General features: G+C 72.4%; 19 protein-coding genes. 7 read left to right on the top strand and 12 right to left on the bottom strand.

The genetic code is table 11. The annotated features are described in order from the left end of the window. Window positions 1–13 precede the first annotated feature (13 nt). From FXF68_RS29160 to FXF68_RS29190, 7 genes are all read right to left on the bottom strand, one after another. Window positions 14–973 (bottom strand): STM4015 family protein, encoded by a 960-nt coding sequence (locus tag FXF68_RS29160; protein ID WP_148764682.1) that lies wholly within the window; start codon window positions 971–973, stop codon window positions 14–16. 70 nt (window positions 974–1,043) lie between these two features. Next, window positions 1,044–1,859 carry a MetQ/NlpA family ABC transporter substrate-binding protein gene (locus FXF68_RS29165; RefSeq protein ID WP_148764684.1) on the bottom strand — a complete coding sequence of 272 codons (816 nt, stop codon included), beginning with the start codon at window positions 1,857–1,859 and terminating at the stop codon, window positions 1,044–1,046. Window positions 1,860–1,879: 20 nt separating this feature from the next. After that, window positions 1,880–2,536 (bottom strand): methionine ABC transporter permease, encoded by a 657-nt coding sequence (locus tag FXF68_RS29170; protein WP_148764686.1) that lies wholly within the window; start codon window positions 2,534–2,536, stop codon window positions 1,880–1,882. Next, window positions 2,533–3,591 carry a methionine ABC transporter ATP-binding protein gene (locus FXF68_RS29175; RefSeq protein WP_187438163.1) on the bottom strand — a complete coding sequence of 353 codons (1,059 nt, stop codon included), beginning with the start codon at window positions 3,589–3,591 and terminating at the stop codon, window positions 2,533–2,535. The genes FXF68_RS29170 and FXF68_RS29175 overlap by 4 nt, the downstream gene beginning before the upstream one ends. Window positions 3,592–4,412: 821 nt before the next feature. After that, window positions 4,413–5,417 (bottom strand): DUF4097 family beta strand repeat-containing protein, encoded by a 1,005-nt coding sequence (locus tag FXF68_RS29180; protein WP_148764690.1) that lies wholly within the window; start codon window positions 5,415–5,417, stop codon window positions 4,413–4,415. Then, window positions 5,414–6,061, bottom strand: coding sequence for a response regulator (locus FXF68_RS29185; protein ID WP_148764692.1), 648 nt, complete (start codon window positions 6,059–6,061; stop codon window positions 5,414–5,416). The genes FXF68_RS29180 and FXF68_RS29185 overlap by 4 nt, the downstream gene beginning before the upstream one ends. Next, window positions 6,049–7,314 carry a sensor histidine kinase gene (locus FXF68_RS29190; protein WP_148764694.1) on the bottom strand — a complete coding sequence of 422 codons (1,266 nt, stop codon included), beginning with the start codon at window positions 7,312–7,314 and terminating at the stop codon, window positions 6,049–6,051. The genes FXF68_RS29185 and FXF68_RS29190 overlap by 13 nt, the downstream gene beginning before the upstream one ends. Window positions 7,315–7,582: 268 nt before the next feature. On the opposite strand from FXF68_RS29190, the gene FXF68_RS29195 reads away from it, so the two are divergent. The 5 genes from FXF68_RS29195 (at window position 7,583) to FXF68_RS29215 (ending at window position 11,004) form a co-directional block, all read left to right on the top strand. After that, the gene (locus FXF68_RS29195; RefSeq protein WP_148764696.1) at window positions 7,583–8,008 is read left to right on the top strand and encodes a hypothetical protein; all 426 of its coding nucleotides are present in this window, start codon (window positions 7,583–7,585) and stop codon (window positions 8,006–8,008) included. Window positions 8,009–8,208: 200 nt separating this feature from the next. Then, window positions 8,209–8,787, top strand: coding sequence for a nuclear transport factor 2 family protein (locus FXF68_RS29200; RefSeq protein ID WP_148764698.1), 579 nt, complete (start codon window positions 8,209–8,211; stop codon window positions 8,785–8,787). 38 nt (window positions 8,788–8,825) lie between these two features. Next, window positions 8,826–9,407 (top strand): TetR/AcrR family transcriptional regulator, encoded by a 582-nt coding sequence (locus FXF68_RS29205; protein WP_148764700.1) that lies wholly within the window; start codon window positions 8,826–8,828, stop codon window positions 9,405–9,407. A 73-nt stretch (window positions 9,408–9,480) separates the two neighbouring features. Then, complete coding sequence (locus FXF68_RS29210) at window positions 9,481–10,242, top strand: SDR family NAD(P)-dependent oxidoreductase (RefSeq protein WP_148764702.1); 762 nt, start codon at window positions 9,481–9,483, stop codon at window positions 10,240–10,242. 60 nt (window positions 10,243–10,302) lie between these two features. Next, window positions 10,303–11,004, top strand: coding sequence for a class I SAM-dependent methyltransferase (locus FXF68_RS29215; protein WP_148764704.1), 702 nt, complete (start codon window positions 10,303–10,305; stop codon window positions 11,002–11,004). A gap of 27 nt (window positions 11,005–11,031) precedes the next feature. Here FXF68_RS29215 and FXF68_RS29220 read toward each other — a convergent pair whose 3' ends face one another. Next, complete coding sequence (locus FXF68_RS29220; RefSeq protein WP_148764706.1) at window positions 11,032–12,195, bottom strand: lactate 2-monooxygenase; 1,164 nt, start codon at window positions 12,193–12,195, stop codon at window positions 11,032–11,034. Window positions 12,196–12,341: 146 nt separating this feature from the next. Between FXF68_RS29220 and FXF68_RS29225 the strand changes: the two genes are divergently transcribed. Next, entirely contained in the window at window positions 12,342–14,828 is a 2,487-nt protein-coding gene (locus tag FXF68_RS29225; protein ID WP_148764709.1) for a DNA gyrase/topoisomerase IV subunit A, read from the top strand. A 38-nt stretch (window positions 14,829–14,866) separates the two neighbouring features. On the opposite strand, the gene FXF68_RS29230 is transcribed toward FXF68_RS29225, so the two are convergent. Both FXF68_RS29230 and FXF68_RS29235 read right to left on the bottom strand, forming a co-directional pair. After that, the gene (locus FXF68_RS29230) at window positions 14,867–15,793 is read right to left on the bottom strand and encodes a DUF6463 family protein (protein ID WP_187438155.1); all 927 of its coding nucleotides are present in this window, start codon (window positions 15,791–15,793) and stop codon (window positions 14,867–14,869) included. Further along, the gene (locus FXF68_RS29235; RefSeq protein WP_148764713.1) at window positions 15,790–16,332 is read right to left on the bottom strand and encodes a TetR/AcrR family transcriptional regulator; all 543 of its coding nucleotides are present in this window, start codon (window positions 16,330–16,332) and stop codon (window positions 15,790–15,792) included. The genes FXF68_RS29230 and FXF68_RS29235 overlap by 4 nt, the downstream gene beginning before the upstream one ends. A 112-nt stretch (window positions 16,333–16,444) precedes the next feature. On the opposite strand from FXF68_RS29235, the gene FXF68_RS29240 reads away from it, so the two are divergent. Then, window positions 16,445–17,011 (top strand): thioredoxin family protein, encoded by a 567-nt coding sequence (locus FXF68_RS29240; protein WP_148764715.1) that lies wholly within the window; start codon window positions 16,445–16,447, stop codon window positions 17,009–17,011. 53 nt (window positions 17,012–17,064) lie between these two features. Here FXF68_RS29240 and FXF68_RS29245 read toward each other — a convergent pair whose 3' ends face one another. Further along, window positions 17,065–17,445: a hypothetical protein gene (locus FXF68_RS29245; protein ID WP_148764717.1), complete on the bottom strand. Its 381-nt coding sequence runs from the start codon at window positions 17,443–17,445 to the stop codon at window positions 17,065–17,067. A gap of 73 nt (window positions 17,446–17,518) precedes the next feature. Beyond that, window positions 17,519–18,178: a response regulator gene (locus tag FXF68_RS29250; protein ID WP_148764719.1), complete on the bottom strand. Its 660-nt coding sequence runs from the start codon at window positions 18,176–18,178 to the stop codon at window positions 17,519–17,521. Window positions 18,179–18,186: the final 8 nt, after the last annotated feature.

Here is an 18,186-nt window from a genome sequence, read left to right on the forward strand (position 1 = left end):
CTGTGCCAGGCGGTCATTCGGACACCGCGATGTACTGCCATTCGCCGTCCGGCTTCTCCTGGTCGTCGAGGTCGACGTCGACGCCGGGCAGCGCGATCCGCACCCGCTCCACCATCGCGTCCGAAAGGAAGTGGTGGTGCAGGTCGAGCTTCCGCAGATGGGTGAGCGGCTGGCCGGACAGCAGCGCCTCGGCGCCCTGGTCGGTGAGGATGCCCATCGCGAGGCTCAGCGACTCCAGCCGGGCGACGATCGGCGCGCCCGCGACGGCGGCGGCGATCTCGTCCTGGATCTCGCTGTCCTCCAGGCCGAGGTGGCGCAGGGCGGGGAAGCGCTCGCCGCCGAGGAACGGCGCGAGGTCGGCGACGGTCGCGTCGCCGCCGTAGTTCTCCTCGCCGAGCCACAGGTCGAGGTGCTCCAGGTTCGGCAGGTCGCTCGCGCCCACGGCGCGGACGACGGCCGCCGGGAGCCCGCCCGACTCGAACCGCAGCGCCGTCAGCCTCTCGCTCCGGATCGGGTCGAGCGACAGGCCCTGCGAGCCGCGGACCTCGAACCGCTCCAGGCCGGGGAACGCGGTGAACAGCGGCGAGATGTCGGAGTGCTCGATCCAGGAGATCTCCGACTCCTCACCGGTGATGTCGCCCAGGAAGAGCGACCGCAGCTTCGGGAAGGACGCGGCGGACTCCGCCAGCAGGGCCGCCGGGTCGGCGACGTTGTCGTCGTAGGACGCGCCCCAGTAGCCGATGACGAGCGCGGTGACCTCGGTGGTGTCGACCGTGGCCAGGAAGCGCTGGAAGACGTCCGCGAAGGGCTCGTCGTCGAAGAACGTCCCGACGTGCCAGGCGGCCTCGGCGGCGGCCGGGAGGCCGTCGGCCTTCGCGGAGCCGGTGTCAAATTCGTCGTCCGACCCCGGCTCCGCGTTGAATATGGCCACCGGCAGCCCGGCGAACTCCTCAAGATGCTGATAAACGCCCATGGGTCCCCTTCATGCGATCGTGGATCCATGTCCTATCAGGAGCCGAGGACAGAACGCCGCGCTTTCCGGATCAAGAGGCGATCAGCACCGACCCCTTGTACTTCTCCTCGACGAACTTCTTGACCTCGGGCCCCTGGAGCAGCTTGACGAGCTTCTTCACGCGCTCGTCGTCCTTGTTCTCCGGCAGGGTGACGACGCCGTTCGCGTACGGGTTGCCCTCGGGCTTCTCCGCGGCGAGCGCGTCCTTGTTCGGCGCGAGGCCCGCCTCGATCGCGTAGTTGCCGTTGATCACCGAGAGGTCGACGTCCTCCAGGGAGCGGGGCAGCTGCGCGGCCTTCAGCGGCTTGAACTTCAGGCCCTTGGGGTTGCTCGTAATGTCGCGCTCGGTCGCGCTGGCGGGCGCGTCCGGCTTCAGCGTGAGCAGCCCGTTCGCGGCGAGGAGCTTCAGCGAGCGCCCCTCGTTCGCCGGGTCGTTCGGGACGGCGACGGTCGCGCCCTTCGGGACGTCCTGCAGGCTCTTCAGCTTCTTGGAGTAGACGCCGAGCGGCTCCAGGTGGACGGGCGCGACGAACGACAGCTTCTTCCCGGACTTCTTCTCGAACTCCTCCATGAACGGCACGTGCTGGAAGTAGTTGGCCGTGACCTGCTTCTCCGTCAGCGCGGTGTTCGGCTGCTGGTAGTCGCTGAACGTCACGATCTCGATCTTGAGGCCCTCCTTGGCGGCCAGATTGTCCTTGACGTAGGACAGGATGTCGCCGTGCGGGACGGGGTTGACCGCGACCTTCAGCGGCGCGTCCGGATCGTCCGACGCCCCCGACGAGCCGCAGGCGGTCAGCCCCGCGAGGAGACCGACGGAGGCCAGTGCGACTGTGATCTTGCGAAGCACGACAGGTGCCCTTCTCTTTGTTAGCGGTGGGTCAGCCGGCGGGACACGAGGTCCCCCGCCGCCTGGATGACCAGGACGATGACGATGAGCAGCGCGACGGTGGCGACCATGACCTTGGTCTCGAAGCGCTCGTAGCCGTAGACGACGGCGAGGTTGCCGAGCCCGCCGCCGCCGACCGTGCCGGCCATGGCGGTGTAGCCGATCAGCGCGATCACGGTGACGGTCAGCCCGGACACCAGGCCGGGGCGCGCCTCGCGCAGCATGACCTTGCCGACGATCTCGCGGCGGGTGGCGCCCATCGCGTCCGCCGCGGCGATGACGCCGGGGTCGACCTCGCGCAGCGCGATCTCGACGAGCCGCGCGTAGAACGGGATGGCGCCGACGGTCAGCGGGACGATCGCGGCCGCGTTCCCGATGCTGGTGCCGACGACCGTCCGGGTGAACGGGATGATCGCCACCATCAGGATCAGGAACGGCAGCGACCGCCCGATGTTGACGACCACGCCGAGCGCCCGGTTGACCGGCGGCGCGGGCAGCAGCCCGCCGCGCTCGGTGATCACGAGCAGCACGCCGAGCAGCAGCCCGAGGACGGCGGTGAACAGCGTCGCGACGCCCGTCATGTAGAGGGTGTCGACCGTGGCGGGCCACAGCAGCGGCATGACCTCGTCCCAGCTCATCGGACGTCCTCCTCGGGGGTGCGGAGTTCCTCGGGGCTCCCGGATTCCACAGGGGTTCGGGGTTGTTCCTCGGGGGTGCGGAGTTCCACGGTGAGCCCGGCCTCGCGGAGGAAGGCGAGCTGGGCGGCGTTCAGGGACGGGTCGCCGGGCAGTTCGAGCCGGAGCCGTCCGACGCGCTCGCCGCCGACCGTCTCGACGGCGCCGCCGAGGATGTTGACGTCCACCGAGTACTTGCGGGCCAGCGCCGACACGAACGGCTCGTCGGTGGCGCCGCCGGTGAACGTGACCTCGACCAGGGTGGTGCCGGGACGCGGCTCGGCGGGCGGCAGCGGGAACAGGCCGCGGGCGAGCTCCGATCCCGGACGGGCGAGCAGCCCGGTCACCGGTCCCGACTCGGTGATCCGGCCGTCCCGCATCACGGCGGCCGAGTCGCAGATGCTCTTGACCACGCCCATCTCGTGCGTGATCAGCAGGATCGTGAGGCCGAGCCGCCGGTTGAGGTCGCGGAGCAGCGCGAGGATCGACGCGGTCGTCTCCGGGTCGAGCGCGGACGTCGCCTCGTCCGACAGGAGCACCTTCGGACGTCCGGCGAGCGCGCGGGCGATGCCGACGCGCTGCTTCTGCCCGCCGGAGATCTGCGCCGGGTACGCCTTCGCGTGCTCGGTGAGCCCGACCAGGTCCAGGAGTTCGGCGACCCGGCGGGCGCGCTCGCCGCGCGGCACGCCCATGACCTCCAGCGGGAACGCGACGTTCCCGGCGACCGTCCGGCTGCCGAGCAGGCCGAAGTGCTGGTGGATCATGCCGATGCCCTGCCTGGCCCGGCGCAGCCGCCCGCCGCGGAGGGCCAGCAGGTCCCGGCCGTCCACCACGACGCGCCCGGAGTCCGGCCGTTCCAGCAGGTTGACGCAGCGCAACAGGGTGCTCTTCCCGGCGCCGCTGCGACCGAGCACACCGAAGACCTCACCCTCGGCGACGGTCAGGTCGACGCCGTCGACGGCGGTCACCTCGCGGCCGCGACCGCGATAGACCTTTCTGAGTTTTTCGATCTGAATCACAGGAAACCAGTTCATCGGGGTCGCCTGATGGGCGGCGACGACGGGTAGGAGCGGACGGCCACACGCTGGATGCGACGGCCACGGACGCGGGACCACCTCGCGATCGGCGACCCGTCCCGGCGAAGGCAACGGACGCGAACCGCGATTCGTGATCCCCCGGCCACGGGCACCGCGATGCGGACCGCACTGGCAGCACGCCCGCAACACGCCACAAACGCGATGCGCCACAGACCGCGATCCCAACCCGAATCGCAACCGCAGCGCGAGCGCGATCAGCCTGGACCGCTGCGCGACGCCGACCGCGATCCCGGCGCGAACCGGAATGCGACGCCGACCGCAGTCTCAGCCTGGACCGCGACGCGATGCCGAGCGCGCTCCCAGCTTGGAACGGGATGCGGCGCCGACTGCGACCCCGGGCTGGGCCGCGATGCGGTGCCGGCCGCTGGGGCGGATGCGATGCGGAAGGCGGAGGCGTCGCTGCGCGTGGTGCTAGGCGCGGCTTGGCCGGGTGGGGACATGGTCAGGAGCGGCCCGGTGGATAGGGGGCGTGGGCCAGGAGGTGACGTTGAAAGTTCATGACGGCTCGTGTGTCGGGGACTCGCTCGCTTCGGGGCGCGAGGCTCAGGCGGCAGGGGCCCTCAGCGGTCACACATTCGACGACAGCGCGCGCGGCGAGCGGCCCGCGCGGCCGACACGGTCGGCGAGCGGTGCTCAGGGAACGGGCGCACGAAGGTCACGTCAGCAGTAAACCGCCTCGACACCAATGACGCAAACGTTGACGGTGTTGCCTCCACCACAGGCACGTCACAGAGGAGGTGTCGTCAGTCGTCGCGGTAGTCGATGTAGCTCGAGCCCGAGTTGTTCTGGACGGAGATCCGGCGAGGTGAGGCGTCGTCCACCACGGCGGGGTTGAGGTGTGCGGAGCCGGAGCCCGTCCATCCGAGGACCTGGTACTGCGACCCCGGCGGGACGATCACCTTCGCCGACCCCGAGTGGACGATGGCCGTCACCAGGTCGGGCGGCTCGGCGAAGCGCAGGTCGAGCGCCCCGGACGACGCCTCCGCCACCACCTTGCGCGAGGCGAGCCCGGTCGCGGTGATCTCGCCGGAGCGGGCCTGGAGGCGGAGCCGTCCGCGCACGTCCGCGACCTGGACCTCGCCCGAGCCGGTGCGCAGGTCGAGGTCCCCGGCCAGGCCGCGCACCACGACGCGGCCGGAGCCCGTCACGGCCGACACCCGCACCCCGGGCGGGACCCGGACGTCGACGTCCGCCCCGCACTCGCGGCCGACGACCGGGCCGGCCCGTGAGCAGCGGAAGGTGATGAACAGCACGTCCTCCACCAGCGACTCGGTGACGGCGGGCTTGTGGAGGCCCCAGGTGAGGCGCTGGTAGACGCGGGCCTCGCCCTCGGGTCCCGGCCCGACGGAGACCTCGGCGTCGTCCATGTCGAGCCGCAGCTCCTTGATCGCGACGTGGTAGGGCGTGACGCTCTCCGCCGTCTGCCGGACGGCCCGTCCGAAGGCGTACACGCCCGCCGGGGCGACCACGACCAGCGCCGTCACGACGGCGAGGACGATCCACACGCCGCGCCGCCGCGGCCTCGGCTCCCCCTCAGCCTCCTGGTCCCGCCCCGCCTCTCGTTCTCGTCCCGCCTCCCGGTCCCGGCCTGCCTCTCGTTCTCGCCCCGCCTCCCGGTCCCGGCCTGCCTCTCGTTCTCGTCCCGCCTCCCGGTCCCGGCCTGCCTCGCGCTCCCGCCCCGCCTCGCGGTCTCGCTGCGGCGCGCGCTCCGGGTCCGGGTCTGAGAGGGGTGTGGGCGTGTCGGTCATGCTTCGCCGTCCAGGAAGCGCAGGACGGCGAGCACCCGCCGGTGGTCCCCTTCGGCGTGCGGCAGGTCGAGCTTGGCGAAGATGCTGTTGATGTGCTTGGCGACCGCGCTCTCGCTGACCACCAGCGCGGCGGCGATCCCGGCGTTGGAGCGTCCCTCCGCCATCAGCGCGAGGACCTCCCGCTCGCGCGGGGTGAGCCGGTCGAGCGGGTCGCGGTGGCGGCGGAGCAGGAGTTGCGCGACGACCTCGGGGTCGAGCGCGGTGCCGCCGGACGCGACGCGGCGCAGCGCGTCCAGGAAGACGGAGACGTCGGCGACCCGGTCCTTGAGCAGGTAGCCGATTCCGCTGGTGCTGGTGGAGAGGAGGTCCGCCGCGTACCGCTCCTCGACGTACTGGGACAGCAGCAGCACCGCCACCTCGGGCGACTCGCGCCGCATGACGAGCGCCGCGCGGACGCCCTCGTCGGTGAAGCCGGGCGGCATCCGCACGTCCACGATCGCCGCGTCCGGACGGTGCTCGCGCACCGCCGCGAGCAGCCCCTCGGCCTCCCCGACGGCCGCCGCGACCTCGAAGCCCGAGGTCTCCAGCAGCTTGATCAGCCCGGCCCGGAGCAGCACCGAGTCCTCGGCGATCACAACGCGCACGGCAACTCCACGGTGACGGTCGTCGGGCCCCCGGCGGGGCTGGCGATACGGAAGGTACCGTCCACGGACCGGACGCGCCGCGCGAGCCCGGTGAGGCCCGTCCCGGCGGACGGGTCGGCGCCGCCCACGCCGTCGTCGGAGACGCGGACCCGCAGCGTGTCGCCGCGGCGGAGCACGGCGACGTCCACCTCGTTCGCCCGCGCGTGCTTGACCACGTTGGTGAGCGCCTCCGACACGACGAAGTACGCGACCGCCTCCACCGTGGACGACGCGCGCGGCTCCGCCTCGACCCTGAGCCGGACGGGCAGCGGCACCCGCGCGGCGATGCCGGACAGGGCGGCGTCCAGGCCGCGGTCCTCCAGGACGGCCGGGTGCAGCCCGCGGATCAGCGTGCGCAGCTCGCTGAGCGCCTCCTTCGCCTCCTCGTGCGCCTCGACGATCACGCGCATGGCGTCGTCCGGCACGCCGGCGAGGGTCTCGCGGGCGAGCCCGAGGTTCAGCGCGAGGGCGACGAGCCGCTGCTGCGCCCCGTCGTGCAGGTCGCGCTCGATGCGGCGGCGCTCGATGTCGGCGGCGTCGACGACGCTGGCGCGCTTCTCGGCGAGGTCGTCGACGCGCCGCTGCAACTCCTTCGCGCGGTCCGGGCCGAGCAGGGACGCGACAGCGCGGGCGTCCACCCGGCGGACGGCCGCCGCCACCCACGGCGCCATGGCCAGGAGAAGCACGCCGATCACGGTCAGCAGGACGACGCGCGGCGGGTGCTCGGCCAGGTCGGGGCCGCCGGGAGGCAGCGCCCACGCGTACAGCCCCGAGACGGCGAGGACGAGCCCGCCCGCCCAGGCGGCGATGACGGCGAGACCGCCGACCGCGAGGAACGGCCCGACGACCAGGTGATACTGCAGGACGCGCCACAGCTCGGGCGAGCGCAGGTCGCGCAGGGCGTCCCACGCGCGGCCGTCCTCGAAGCCCGGCATGCGCGGGACGCGCAGGCCGAGCAGCGCCCAGCAGCGCTCCCGCTGCCAGGACGTCAGCGGCCGGAGCGCCAGCAGCAGGAGCATCACCGACGCCCCGGTGAGGACGAGCACGGGCAGGACCTTGACCGGCGTCCAGACCGTCCAGAGGACGCCGACGATCAGCCATCCGGCGGACTGGAGCGGCACCCCGGAGGCGACGAACGCGGTGTCCCGCCACGCCGCGGACGACCACGGCGCGTGTGCGCGCGCACGCCGCGTCGCCGCGGTGATGGATGCCATGGCGCAACCGTAGGGGCGGCGCCCGCGGGCCCGCCATGGTCCAGGCTGCAGAGCGGAGGGTGAACCTAGTGCCACCCCAAGTCGGATAGCCGCGCTACCGACCGCGACCCGCCGGAAGGCGAGGCTTGGACTCGAATCGATCAACGTCTCCAGGGGGTTCGCCATGGTCGCCGGAACCGCGCCGCCGCTCACATCACGTCCGCCGCTCACGTCACGTCCGCCGCGACCCGCGCCCGCGCGTCCGGCCGCTCCCGCACGGAAGCGGCCCGTGCCCGTACGAGCGCGGCGGCCGCGCGGACGGTGGCTGGGCTGGGCCTTCATCGGAGGCGCGGCGGCCATGGCCCCCTGGATATGGGGGCTCGCGCGGACGATGCCGTCGACGGCCGTCGTCCCGAACTGGTCGACGGCCTGGGTCGGGCTCGACCTGATGGAGGCGGCGGCGCTGCTCGGCACGGGCCTGCTGCTCGTCCGCCGCGACGAGCGGTACCGGACGGTCGCCGCCGTCACCGCGACCCTGCTGGTCACCGACGCCTGGTTCGATGTGACGACCGCCACGCCCGGCGCCCACCGCGCGCTCTCGGTCGCGCTCGCCGTCGGAGCCGAACTGCCCATCGCGATCTTGTGCGCGGCCCTCGCGGTGCGGGCGTTCACGCCCGGTGAGGCGGTGGACGGCGGGCCGGTGAAGGACGGATGACGAGCCGCTGACGGGAGCGCACCCGACAGGTGAAACCAGACGAGCCGGACCTCTAGAGTGTGTCCGACGCCGGGCCCTTCCGCGGGAGGGCCTTTCGCCTTCCCACCCCAGGTCGATCCACGGCGTCCACCCGCTTGCCACGGCGTCCACCCCGCCGCCACGGCGTCCACCCGGCCCGCACGATCCAGAGGTCCCCGACTATGAACCATCACGAGGTGCGCGAGGAGTGCCTGCGTCTCCTCAGGGAGGGCCTGCCCGACCCGGCGCCCGCCGCCTTCGACGACGGCCGGGACTTCCTCCCGCTGGGACTCGACATGGACGGCGACGTCGCCGTCGTCACGCTCCTCCACCACTGGGGCGACCCCGCGTCCGGACCGGGCGCGTTCATCGAGGGCTTCACGTTCCACCGCCGCGACGGCGAGTGGATGGAGCTCGGCGGCGGGGGCGGCACGGCCCCGGACGACGCGCTCGCGCGCCGCTCGTCCGGCGAGATGGGGCGGTACCTGCTGAAGTACGGGTCCGGCCGGACGGTCCGCAACGCCGGACGCCTCCTGCCGTGGGGCGCCAAGTGGGTGAACGAGGCGCGGCTGCGCGCGTCGGCCGAGGTCGCCCGGATCCGGGTCGGCACGCGGCTGCTGGACGTCCCCGCGCACGGCCACGCCGCCGTCGTGTGGGGCTCGCGGCAGGGCCCGGTCGTGGAAGCGCTCGCCGCCGACGGCTCGGTACTGGACACGCTGGACCTCGGGCGGCCCGCCGTCCCGGCGCGCGCGTCCCACTGATATTTGACCGATCGTTCTTGATATGGGATCGTCCTGCCATGGCACGGACGAAGGAGTTCGACCCGGACGCGGCGCTCCACCGCGCCCTGGAGCTGTTCTGGGAGCGCGGCTACGAGGCGACGTCCATGGCCGACCTGGTCGAGCATCTCGGAGTCGCCCGCGCCAGCATCTACGCGACCTTCGGCGGCAAGCACGAGCTGTACCTGAAGGCGCTGGAGCGCTACCTGGAGACGACCGACCCGGCGATCGCGGAGGCGCTGTCGCAGCCGGGGCCCGTCCTGCCCGCGATCAGGCGGCTGATCGAGCGGTACGGCAAGCAGTCGGCGCGCGACCGGCCACGGCACGGCTGCTTCGTGGTCAACTCGGCCGTGGAGCTCGCCGCCCGCGACCCGGCTGCCGCGCGCCTGGTCGAGGCGAGCTGGAACTTCCTTGAGGCGTCCCTCACCTCGGCGCTGACCCGCGCCCGCGCCCAGGGCGAACTGCCGCCCGACCGCGACCCGCGCGCGCTGGCCCGGTTCCTGGTCGTCTTCTTCCAAGGCGTCCGCGTGCTGGGGCGCGTCCCCGCCGACGACGGCCGCCTCCGGGACGCGACACGCCAGGCGGCCGCCCTCCTCGACTGACCCCTCCCCTGCTCGGGCAGCGGGTTTCCCTGCCCTTATTCGAGAACGTTCGATCTAGTTTAGGAGTCGACCCATGACGAGCTTCGACGGCCGCGTCGCCCTGATCACCGGCGGCGCGGGCGGCATCGGCCGCGCCATCGCGCACGCGCTCGCCCGCGCGGGCGCCACCGTCGTCCTCGCCGGACGCGACGCCGACGCGCTCGCCGCCACCGCCAAAGAGATCGGCGCATACGGGACAAGCAGGGCAGACCATGTCGTCGCCGACGTGACCGACCCGGCCGCCGCCGCCCGCATGGTCGAGACCGTCGTCGCCCGGCACGGCGGCCTGCACGTCGCGGTCAACAACGCCGGCGTGCTCGGCGCGGCCGGGCCGGTCGCCGACGTCGACGAGGCGGCCTGGGACGCCGTCCTCGCCGTCAACCTGACCGGCGTGTTCCTGTCGATGAAGCACGAGATCGCCCACATGCGCGGGCACGGCGGCGGGACGATCGTGAACGTCTCGTCCAACATCGGCGCGCACGGGCGGCGGCCGGGGCTCGCCGCGTACGCCGCGTCGAAGGCGGCGGTCAGCGTCCTCACCCGGACGGCCGCGCTCGACCACATCGCCGACGGCGTCCGGATCAACGCGGTCAGCCCCGGGCCGACCGACACGCCGATGTCGCTGCTGCCCGGCGAGACCCCCGCCGAGCGGGCGGAGCGGATGCGGACGGCCGCCCCGTCCGGCCGGGTGTCGGACACCGCCGAGGTCGCCGACGCGGCCCTGTGGCTCGCCTCGGACGCGTCCCGCAACGTCGTCGGGCACGACCTGGTCATCGACGGCGGCGTCACCGCCTGACGCGCCGCGCCCCCGACGCTCCCGGCTTTTCGCGGCGGTCCCGCCGGGCAGACTCAGGGCATGGCCCGCACACCCGAGCACGACTCCGACACCGAGTCCTTCCGCCTCGCCGCCAGGGTCGTCAGGAAGTACCTGATCGGGGCGCGGAGCCTGCACGACCACATCGCCGCCAAGTTGCTCAACGACGGGCCGTCCCGGGTGCTCGACATCGGCTGCGGGGAGGGCGCGCTCAGCGACGCCCTCCCCGACCCGCCGCCGTTCCGGTTCGTGGGGCTGGACATGTCCGCCGCCCTGCTGCGCGCCCACCCGCGTCCGCGCGTCCGGGCCGACGCGCTGCGGCTCCCCTTCCGCGACGGGACGTTCGGTGCCGCCGTCGCCGTGAACCTGCTCCACCACCTGGACGATCCCGGCCGAGCCCTGCGGGAGGCGCGCCGCGTCCTCGCGCCGGGCGGCGTCCTGCTCGTCACCGCCGTCTGCCGCACCGACAGCCCGGAGCTCGCGCCGGTGTGGCGGCCCGAGCCGTCCGGGTTCGACGCCGAGGAGGCCCCGGCCCGCGTCTGCGAGGTGTTCGGCGAGGTCGAGGTGGAGCGCTGGGACGCGCCGCTGCTCACGCTGCCCGACCACGACGCCGTCCGCGACTACCTGGTCGCCCGGCGCGTCCCCCGGCCGGAGGCGGCGGAGGCGGCGCGGCGCCTGCGCACCCCGCTGCCGGTCACGAAGCGCGGCAGCCTGGTCGTCGCCCGCCGCGCCTTCAACGACTGAGAGCCGGCCCGAGTGGGCCGGCGCGAGTCACGCGCGCACGAGAAGGTCCGGGGTCAGCTCGTCCGGACGCGATATCCCTGAGAGCGCCAGCGTCAGTTCCAGTTCGGCTTGGATGCAGCGTAGGACGTGCTGCACTCCCGCCTGTCCCCCGAGGGCCAGCCCATAGGCATACGGACGCGCCACCAACACCGCCTTGGCCCCGAGCGCGAGCGCCTTCGCGACGTCCGATCCCGTGCGGACTCCGCTGTCGAAGAGGACCGTCGCCTGGTCGCGGACGGCGTCGACCACGCCGGGCAGGGCGTCCAGGGAGGCGACGGCGCCGTCCACCTGGCGTCCGCCGTGGTTGGAGACGATGACGCCGTCCATGCCCGCGTCGACGGCCTGGCGGGCGTCGTCCGGATGCTGGACGCCCTTGAGCGCGATGGGCCCGTCCCAGTGCTCGCGCAGGAAGATGAGGTCGTCCCAAGTGAGGCTCGGGTTCCCGAACGTGGCGACCCAGTGCAGGATCGCCTGGTCCCGGTTGGCGTCGGTGATAGGCCCGCCGACCATCCCCTGGAACACCGGGTCGCTGAAGTAGTTCGCGACGCCCACACCGCGCAGGAACGGCAGGTACGCCTGGTCGAGGTCGCGCGGACGCCACGCCACCGTGAACGTGTCGAGCGTGACGACTAGAGCCGTGTACCCGGCCGCCTTGGCCCGCTCCAGGAGGCTCACGGCGAGATCCTGGTTCTTCGGCCAGTACAACTGGAACCAGCGCGGCCCGTCGCCGTTCGCCTGGGCCACGTCCTCGATGCCGTAGGACGACGCCGTGCTCAGCACCATCGGCACGCCCTCCTCAGCCGCAGCCCGTGCGACGGCCAACTCCCCATCGGGATGGACGATCGACAACACGCCGATGGGCCCGAGCACCACAGGCGACGGCATCTCGGTGCCCAGCACCTCCACGGACAGGTCGCGGTGGGACACGTCCCTCAGCATCCTCGGCACGATCCGCCACCGGTCGAACGCCGCCCGGTTGGCCCGCGCCGTCGCCTCGCTGCCCGCCGACCCCGCGACGTACCCGAACGCCCGCGCCGACAGCGCCCGCTCGGCGAGCCCCTCCAGCTTCGTCAGGTCCGTCGGAAGCTGCGGGACGACGTCGCCGAGCCCCTGCAGATAGATCGAGTTCTGGAAGTCGGCCAGCGCGCTCAAGGGAACCTCCGCCTGCGGAAACGAAACCGTCCCGGCTCATTGAACACGTCCGCGAAGGTGACGGAACGACACCGATCTTCTCGGGAGAGCGCCCGAACCGGTGGGGCGGGCCGAAGATGTCCGTGGGACCGGCCACAATGTGGGGCATGGCACGACGCGGATCCCAGGCCCCTCCCCCGCCGGACTTCGAGGAGAACATCGTCGACGTCGACGTCTCCGAGGAGATGCGCGGCAGCTACCTCGAGTACGCCTACTCGGTGATCTACCAGCGGGCGCTCCCCAACGCCCGCGACGGGCTGAAGCCCGTCCAGCGGCGGATCCTCTACTCGATGAACGAGATGGGGCTGCGCCCCGACCGCGGGCACGTCAAGTGCGCCCGCGTGGTCGGCGAGGTGATGGGCAAGCTGCACCCGCACGGCGACAGCGCCATCTACGACGCGCTGGTCCGGATGGCGCAGCCGTGGGCGATGCGGATGCCGCTCGTCGACGGGCACGGCAACTTCGGCTCGCTCGGCGGCGACGACCTGCCCGCCGCCATGCGGTACACCGAGGCCCGGATGACCCGCGCCGCGATGCTCATGGTCGAGTCCATCGACGAGGACACCGTCGACTTCCGGCCGAACTACGACGGCCAGGAGACCGAGCCCGAGGTGCTCCCCGCCGCGTTCCCGAACCTGCTGGTCAACGGCGCGTCCGGGATCGCGGTCGGGATGGCCACGAACATGGCGCCGCACAACCTCGGCGAAGTCATCGCCGCGGCCCGGCACCTGATCGACAACCCGGACGCCACCCTCGACGACCTGATGCGCTTCGTCCCCGGCCCCGACCTGCCCACCGGCGGCAAGATCGTCGGGCTGGACGGCATCCGCGACGCCTACGCCTCCGGACGCGGCACCTTCCGCACCCGCGCCACCACGTCGATCGAGAACGTCACGCCCCGCCGCAAGGGCATCATCGTCAGCGAGCTGCCGTACGCGGTCGGCCCGGAGCGCGTCAAGGGCAAGATCAAGGAACTGGTCAACGCCAAGAAGATCCAGGGCATCGCCGACCTGAAGGACCTCACCGACCGCACCGTCGGCCTCCGCCTGGTCATCGAGATCAAGAACGGCTTCAACCCGGAGGCCGTCCTCGCCGACCTCTACCGGCTGACGCCGATGGAGGAGACGTTCGGCATCAACAACGTCGCGCTCGTCGACGGCCAGCCCCGCACGCTCGGGCTGCGCGAGATGCTGCAGGTCTACGTCGACCACCGCATCGAGGTCGTCCGGCGCCGCTCGATGTTCCGCCGCAAGAAGCGCGAGGACCGCCTCCACCTCGTGGACGGCCTGCTCGTCGCCCTGCTGAACATCGACGAGGTCATCCAGGTCATCCGGCAGAGCGACGACGCCGCGCAGGCCAAGGCGCGGCTGATGGAGATCTTCGACCTCTCCGACATCCAGGCCCAGTACATCCTCGACACGCCGCTGCGCCGCCTCACCCGCTACGACCGGCTCGAACTGGAGAAGGAGAAGGAGCAGCTCGCCAAGGAGATCGCGAAGCTGACCGCGATCCTGGAGTCGGAGCGCAAGCTCCGCGGCGTCGTGTCCAAGGAGCTCGGCGACGTCGCCAAGGAGTTCGCCACCCCGCGCCGGACGATCCTCCTGGAGTCGTCCGGGCACACGGCGGCGGAGGCCGTCCCGCTGGAGGTGGCCGACGACCCCTGCACCGTCCTGCTCTCCTCGACCGGGCTCATGGCCCGCACGCACGGCCCGGGTCCGCTGCCCGACAGCGGCCCCCGCTCCGCGCACGACGTATTGACCTCGGTCGTCCCCGCGACGGCGCGCGGCCAGGTCGGCGCCGTCACCTCGCTCGGCCGGATGATCCGCATCGACGTCCTCGACCTGCCGACGCTGCCGCCGTCGGCGACGCCGCCGTCCCTCGCGGGCGGCGCCCCGGTCACCGAGTACGTCGACCTGGAGGCGGACGAGACGATCGTGGGCCTCGCCGCCGTGGGCGAGGAGGGCGGCGGGCTCGCCCTCGGCACCGCGCAGGGCGTGGTCAAACGGGTCGTCCCTGACTTCCCGGCCAACCGCGACGAGTTCGAGGTGATCGGGCTCAAGGAGGGCGACCGGGTGGTCGGCGCCGTCCAGTTGCTCTCCGAGGAGCAGCACCTCGTGTTCATCACCACCGACGCTCAACTGCTGCACTTCGCGGCGTCGCTCGTCCGTCCGCAGGGACGGGCGGCCGGGGGGATGGCGGGCATCAAGCTCGGCGCCGGCGCGCGCGTCCTGTGGTTCGGGGCGATCGATCCGGCCAGGGAGGCGCGCGTGATCACGATCTCCGGTTCGTCGTCGGCGCTGCCCGGCACCCAGACCGGGGCGATCAAGCTCGCCGACTTCGCCGACTTCCCGTCCAAGGGACGCGCGACGGGCGGCGTCCGCGCGCACCGCTTCCTCAAGGGCGAGGACGTCCTCCTCCAGGCGTGGGCGGCCCCGACGCCGCTGCGCGCCGCCGCCGCCGGCGGCAGGCCCGCGATGCTGAACGTCACCCTGGGCCGCCGGGACGGCTCCGGCGAACCGCTCGACAGCCCGCTGACCTCCATCAGCGGCCCCCTCGGCCCGCCGCCCCCGGACGAGCCCGAACCCGCGGAGTAACACGGAAAGTCCCGGCGCCCTGCGGCGCCGGGACTTTCTCATTGGGTCGGAGCGGGCTTTCCGTGTTCCAAAGTTCCGGACGCCGCGGAATGGTCACGGCGCGAGCCCCACAGGGCGAGCGCACCCAGGGGAAGAAGCGTCCAAGCACCGGAATTGGGTTCCAGGACGCAGACCGGAATGGCGGAGGACAGCAGAATCCAGCCGGTCTCGGGCGGCATCCTTCCGGTGTCGATCACGGACCGGCGGATGAGGACGGCGAGCCCGCCGAGGGCGATTCCGCCGAGCATGAACCACAGGGTCGACCGTCGGGCGTCGTCATCGCCCGCGACCGTGTTCCACAACCCCTCCGACACGATGCCGCCCCACCGCGCCCGGTCGCCGACCAGCCCGACCGCGACGTGCCCGGCGGCGATCGTCAACAGCAACCGCGGAACCCACCGGTCGACTCCCCCTTCTCTCGCGACGGACGAACCGCGCGCCCCCGCCCTCGTCATCCCCGCGACGATCAAATGATGGAACGGACGGATGACGCCGAAATAGACCGGCCCCGTCCAGCGGTGGTATTTGACGAGGGTCGCCAGCTCGAACCGCGCACGGCCCTCCGCCGCGGGTTCCGTGGCCACCACCAGCCAAGCCGACAGATGATTGTCCTTCGCTTCGAGTACGACGAAGCGATTCTCGGCGGCCTCCTTGACCGTGAAGAACGCGACGCGGCCACCGGGCGCGAACGGCAGTTCCTCCGGACGCTGCACCGCGCGGATCGGGATATCGGGTTCGCGCAGGCGCAGAATCCTCGCCAGCACTCCCCTGGCGCGGAAGAGCCCGCGCATCCAGGCCGGGTTCCGTCCCATCGCCCCGGCGACGAACTCCCGCAGGCTCACCTCCGACTCGGCTTCGCGGACGTCGACGTGGTCGGCGTCCGCCAGCAGCTCCCGCAGTTCGGGGACGCGGTCGATGATCCTCACGATGTGGCCTCCCTGCCGTCCAGGAGTGGGAAGAGCAGTTGGTACAGGTCGCGCATCTCCTCGCCTTGCAGCGGAGGCATCACGTGCGCGCCACCGATCACCACGAGGTAGATGAGCGTGGCCATGCGCTCCGGGGCGGGGTACCCGATCCCCGCGCACAGTTCCCGCAGGTATGCGATCCGGGCCGCGTCGACCCGTTCCTGCATGGCCGCCGCCTCGGGATCCTGTTTCGCCCAGGCCCGCATGGCGACCCCGAGATCGGCTCCGGTGCCGTCGACGGCCACGGCCGCGAGCCGCCCCAGCTTCGCCCGCGGCGAGATGTCGCCCGCGCTCTCCACCCGCTCGATGATCGCCGCGGTGTGCCGCTCCTCGTAGTGCGCGAGCAGCCTCGTCCGGAACTTCGGCATCGACCCGAAGTGATGGTAGAAGGCCCCCTTGGACATCCCCATCCGCTCGCACATCCGGTCCAGCGTCACCGCCGGCGCCCCCTGCTCCGCCAGCAGCGCCAGCCCCTCGTCCAGCCAGTCCTCGCTGCCCACTCAGACCTCCATACCAAACCTTTTGGTATGGAGCCTAGCAGTCGCCGGCCCGGACGACGGAGGCGGGTCCGGTCTTCGGGTGGGACGGGTGCCGGTGGGTGATGATGGGGGGATGGCGATCGCATCGTTCATGGTGCCGCTCGGGTCTCCGGTTCCGGCGTTCAGGCTTCCGTCCGTCGAGGGCGGGACCGTGTCGGACGAGGACTTTCCGCGGGCGGCCGCTCTGCTGGTCATCTTCATGTCCAACCACTGCCCCTACGTGCGGCGGGTCGAGGCGGGAATCGGCGCCCTCGCCGCGGAGTACGCCGCCAAGGGCCTCGCCACCGTCGCCGTGTGCAGCAACGACGTCGTGAACTACCCCGACGACGGCCCCCAGCATCTGCGCGAGCAGGCCGAGCGCGCCGGGTTCGGCTTCCCGTACCTGGTGGACGAGTCGCAGGAGGCGGCGAAGGCGTTCAAGGCCGCCTGCACCCCCGACTTCTTCCTCTACGACCGGGACCGCCGCCTCGCCTACCGGGGCGAGTTCGACGGCGCGCGGCCGAGCAACGACGTCCCGGCCGACGGGGCGTCGCTGCGGGCCGCGCTCGACCTGGTGCTGGCCGGAAAGGGCGTCCCCGAGCCGCACACGCCGAGCCTCGGCTGCGGCATCAAGTGGAAGCCCGGAAACGACCCCGTGTGAATTCGGTGTAATTACGCCGCCTGAACCACACCGGGCGAACCACACCGGCTGTATTACGCCGGGGTCGTCTCGCCCCTGCGCGGACGCGGGAACGTTCCGATCTCCGCCCGCCCGGAGCGCAGCCCGCGCTCGGCGCAGGCCGCCAGCGTTTCGAGCAGGTCGGACGGGCCCCCGGACGGGTCGTCGTAATGCCAGAAGCGGATGATCCGCTCCCCCTCCGGGCCCGGGTCGAACCGGCCGTCGCGGAAGCAGCCCGCGACGATCAGGCGGACGATGACGCGCTCGGCGTCGTCCAGCTGCGCCACGTAGGCCGCCGCGTCGATCAGGCCGATGGCGGCGCGGGCGTTGCGGTCGTCGCGGTGGGAGTCGGGACGGTTGATCCGCCACTGCGCGTACGGGCGCAGGTAGTCCGCGATCATGCAGGTTCTGAGCACGGTCCCATGCTGGGCGCGTCCGGACGGCCGGGGACGCGCTTTGACCGAGGTCTTGCCGCCCGGTGACCGATGATCATCCGGCGAGGCCGTGCTTGAACGCGTAGGTGACGGCCTGCGCCCGGTGGCGGAGGTTCGCCTTGGCGAACAGGTTGTTGATGTGCGTCTTCACCGTCGCCTCGGAGATGAACAGGTCACCGGCGATCTCGGCGTTGGAGCGTCCCCGGGCGATCAGCGCGAGCACCTCGGCCTCGCGGCGGGTCAGCCCGTCCGGCAGCCCGCCCGGGGCGGGACGGCGCGGACGCTCCTCCGTCGCGACCGCCTCGACCAGCCGCCGCTGGACGGCCGGGTCGAGCTGCGCCGCTCCCCCGCGCACGGCGGCGATCGCGCGGGCGATCTCGTCGGCGCCCGCGTCCTTGGTGAGGTAGCCGCGGGCCCCGGCGCGCAGCGCGGCGAAGATCGACTCGTCGTCGGCGTAGGTGGTGAGGACGACGACCTCCACGTCCGGGTGGTCCTGCTTGATCCGGCGGGTGGCCTCCACGCCGTCCACCCGGGGCATCCGCAGGTCCATCAGGACGACGTCGGGCTCCAGCTCGGCGACCATCGCGACGGCCTGCTCGCCGTCCCCGCACGACCCGGCGACGTCGAGGCCGGGCAGCAGTTCCAGCAGGAGGACCAGGCCCTCGCGCACCACGGTCTGGTCGTCGACGACCAGGATTCTCGTCTTCTCGCTCACCGCGTCCA

This window comes from Actinomadura decatromicini (assembly GCF_008121305.1).
Lineage (GTDB): Bacteria > Actinomycetota > Actinomycetes > Streptosporangiales > Streptosporangiaceae > Spirillospora > Spirillospora syzygii.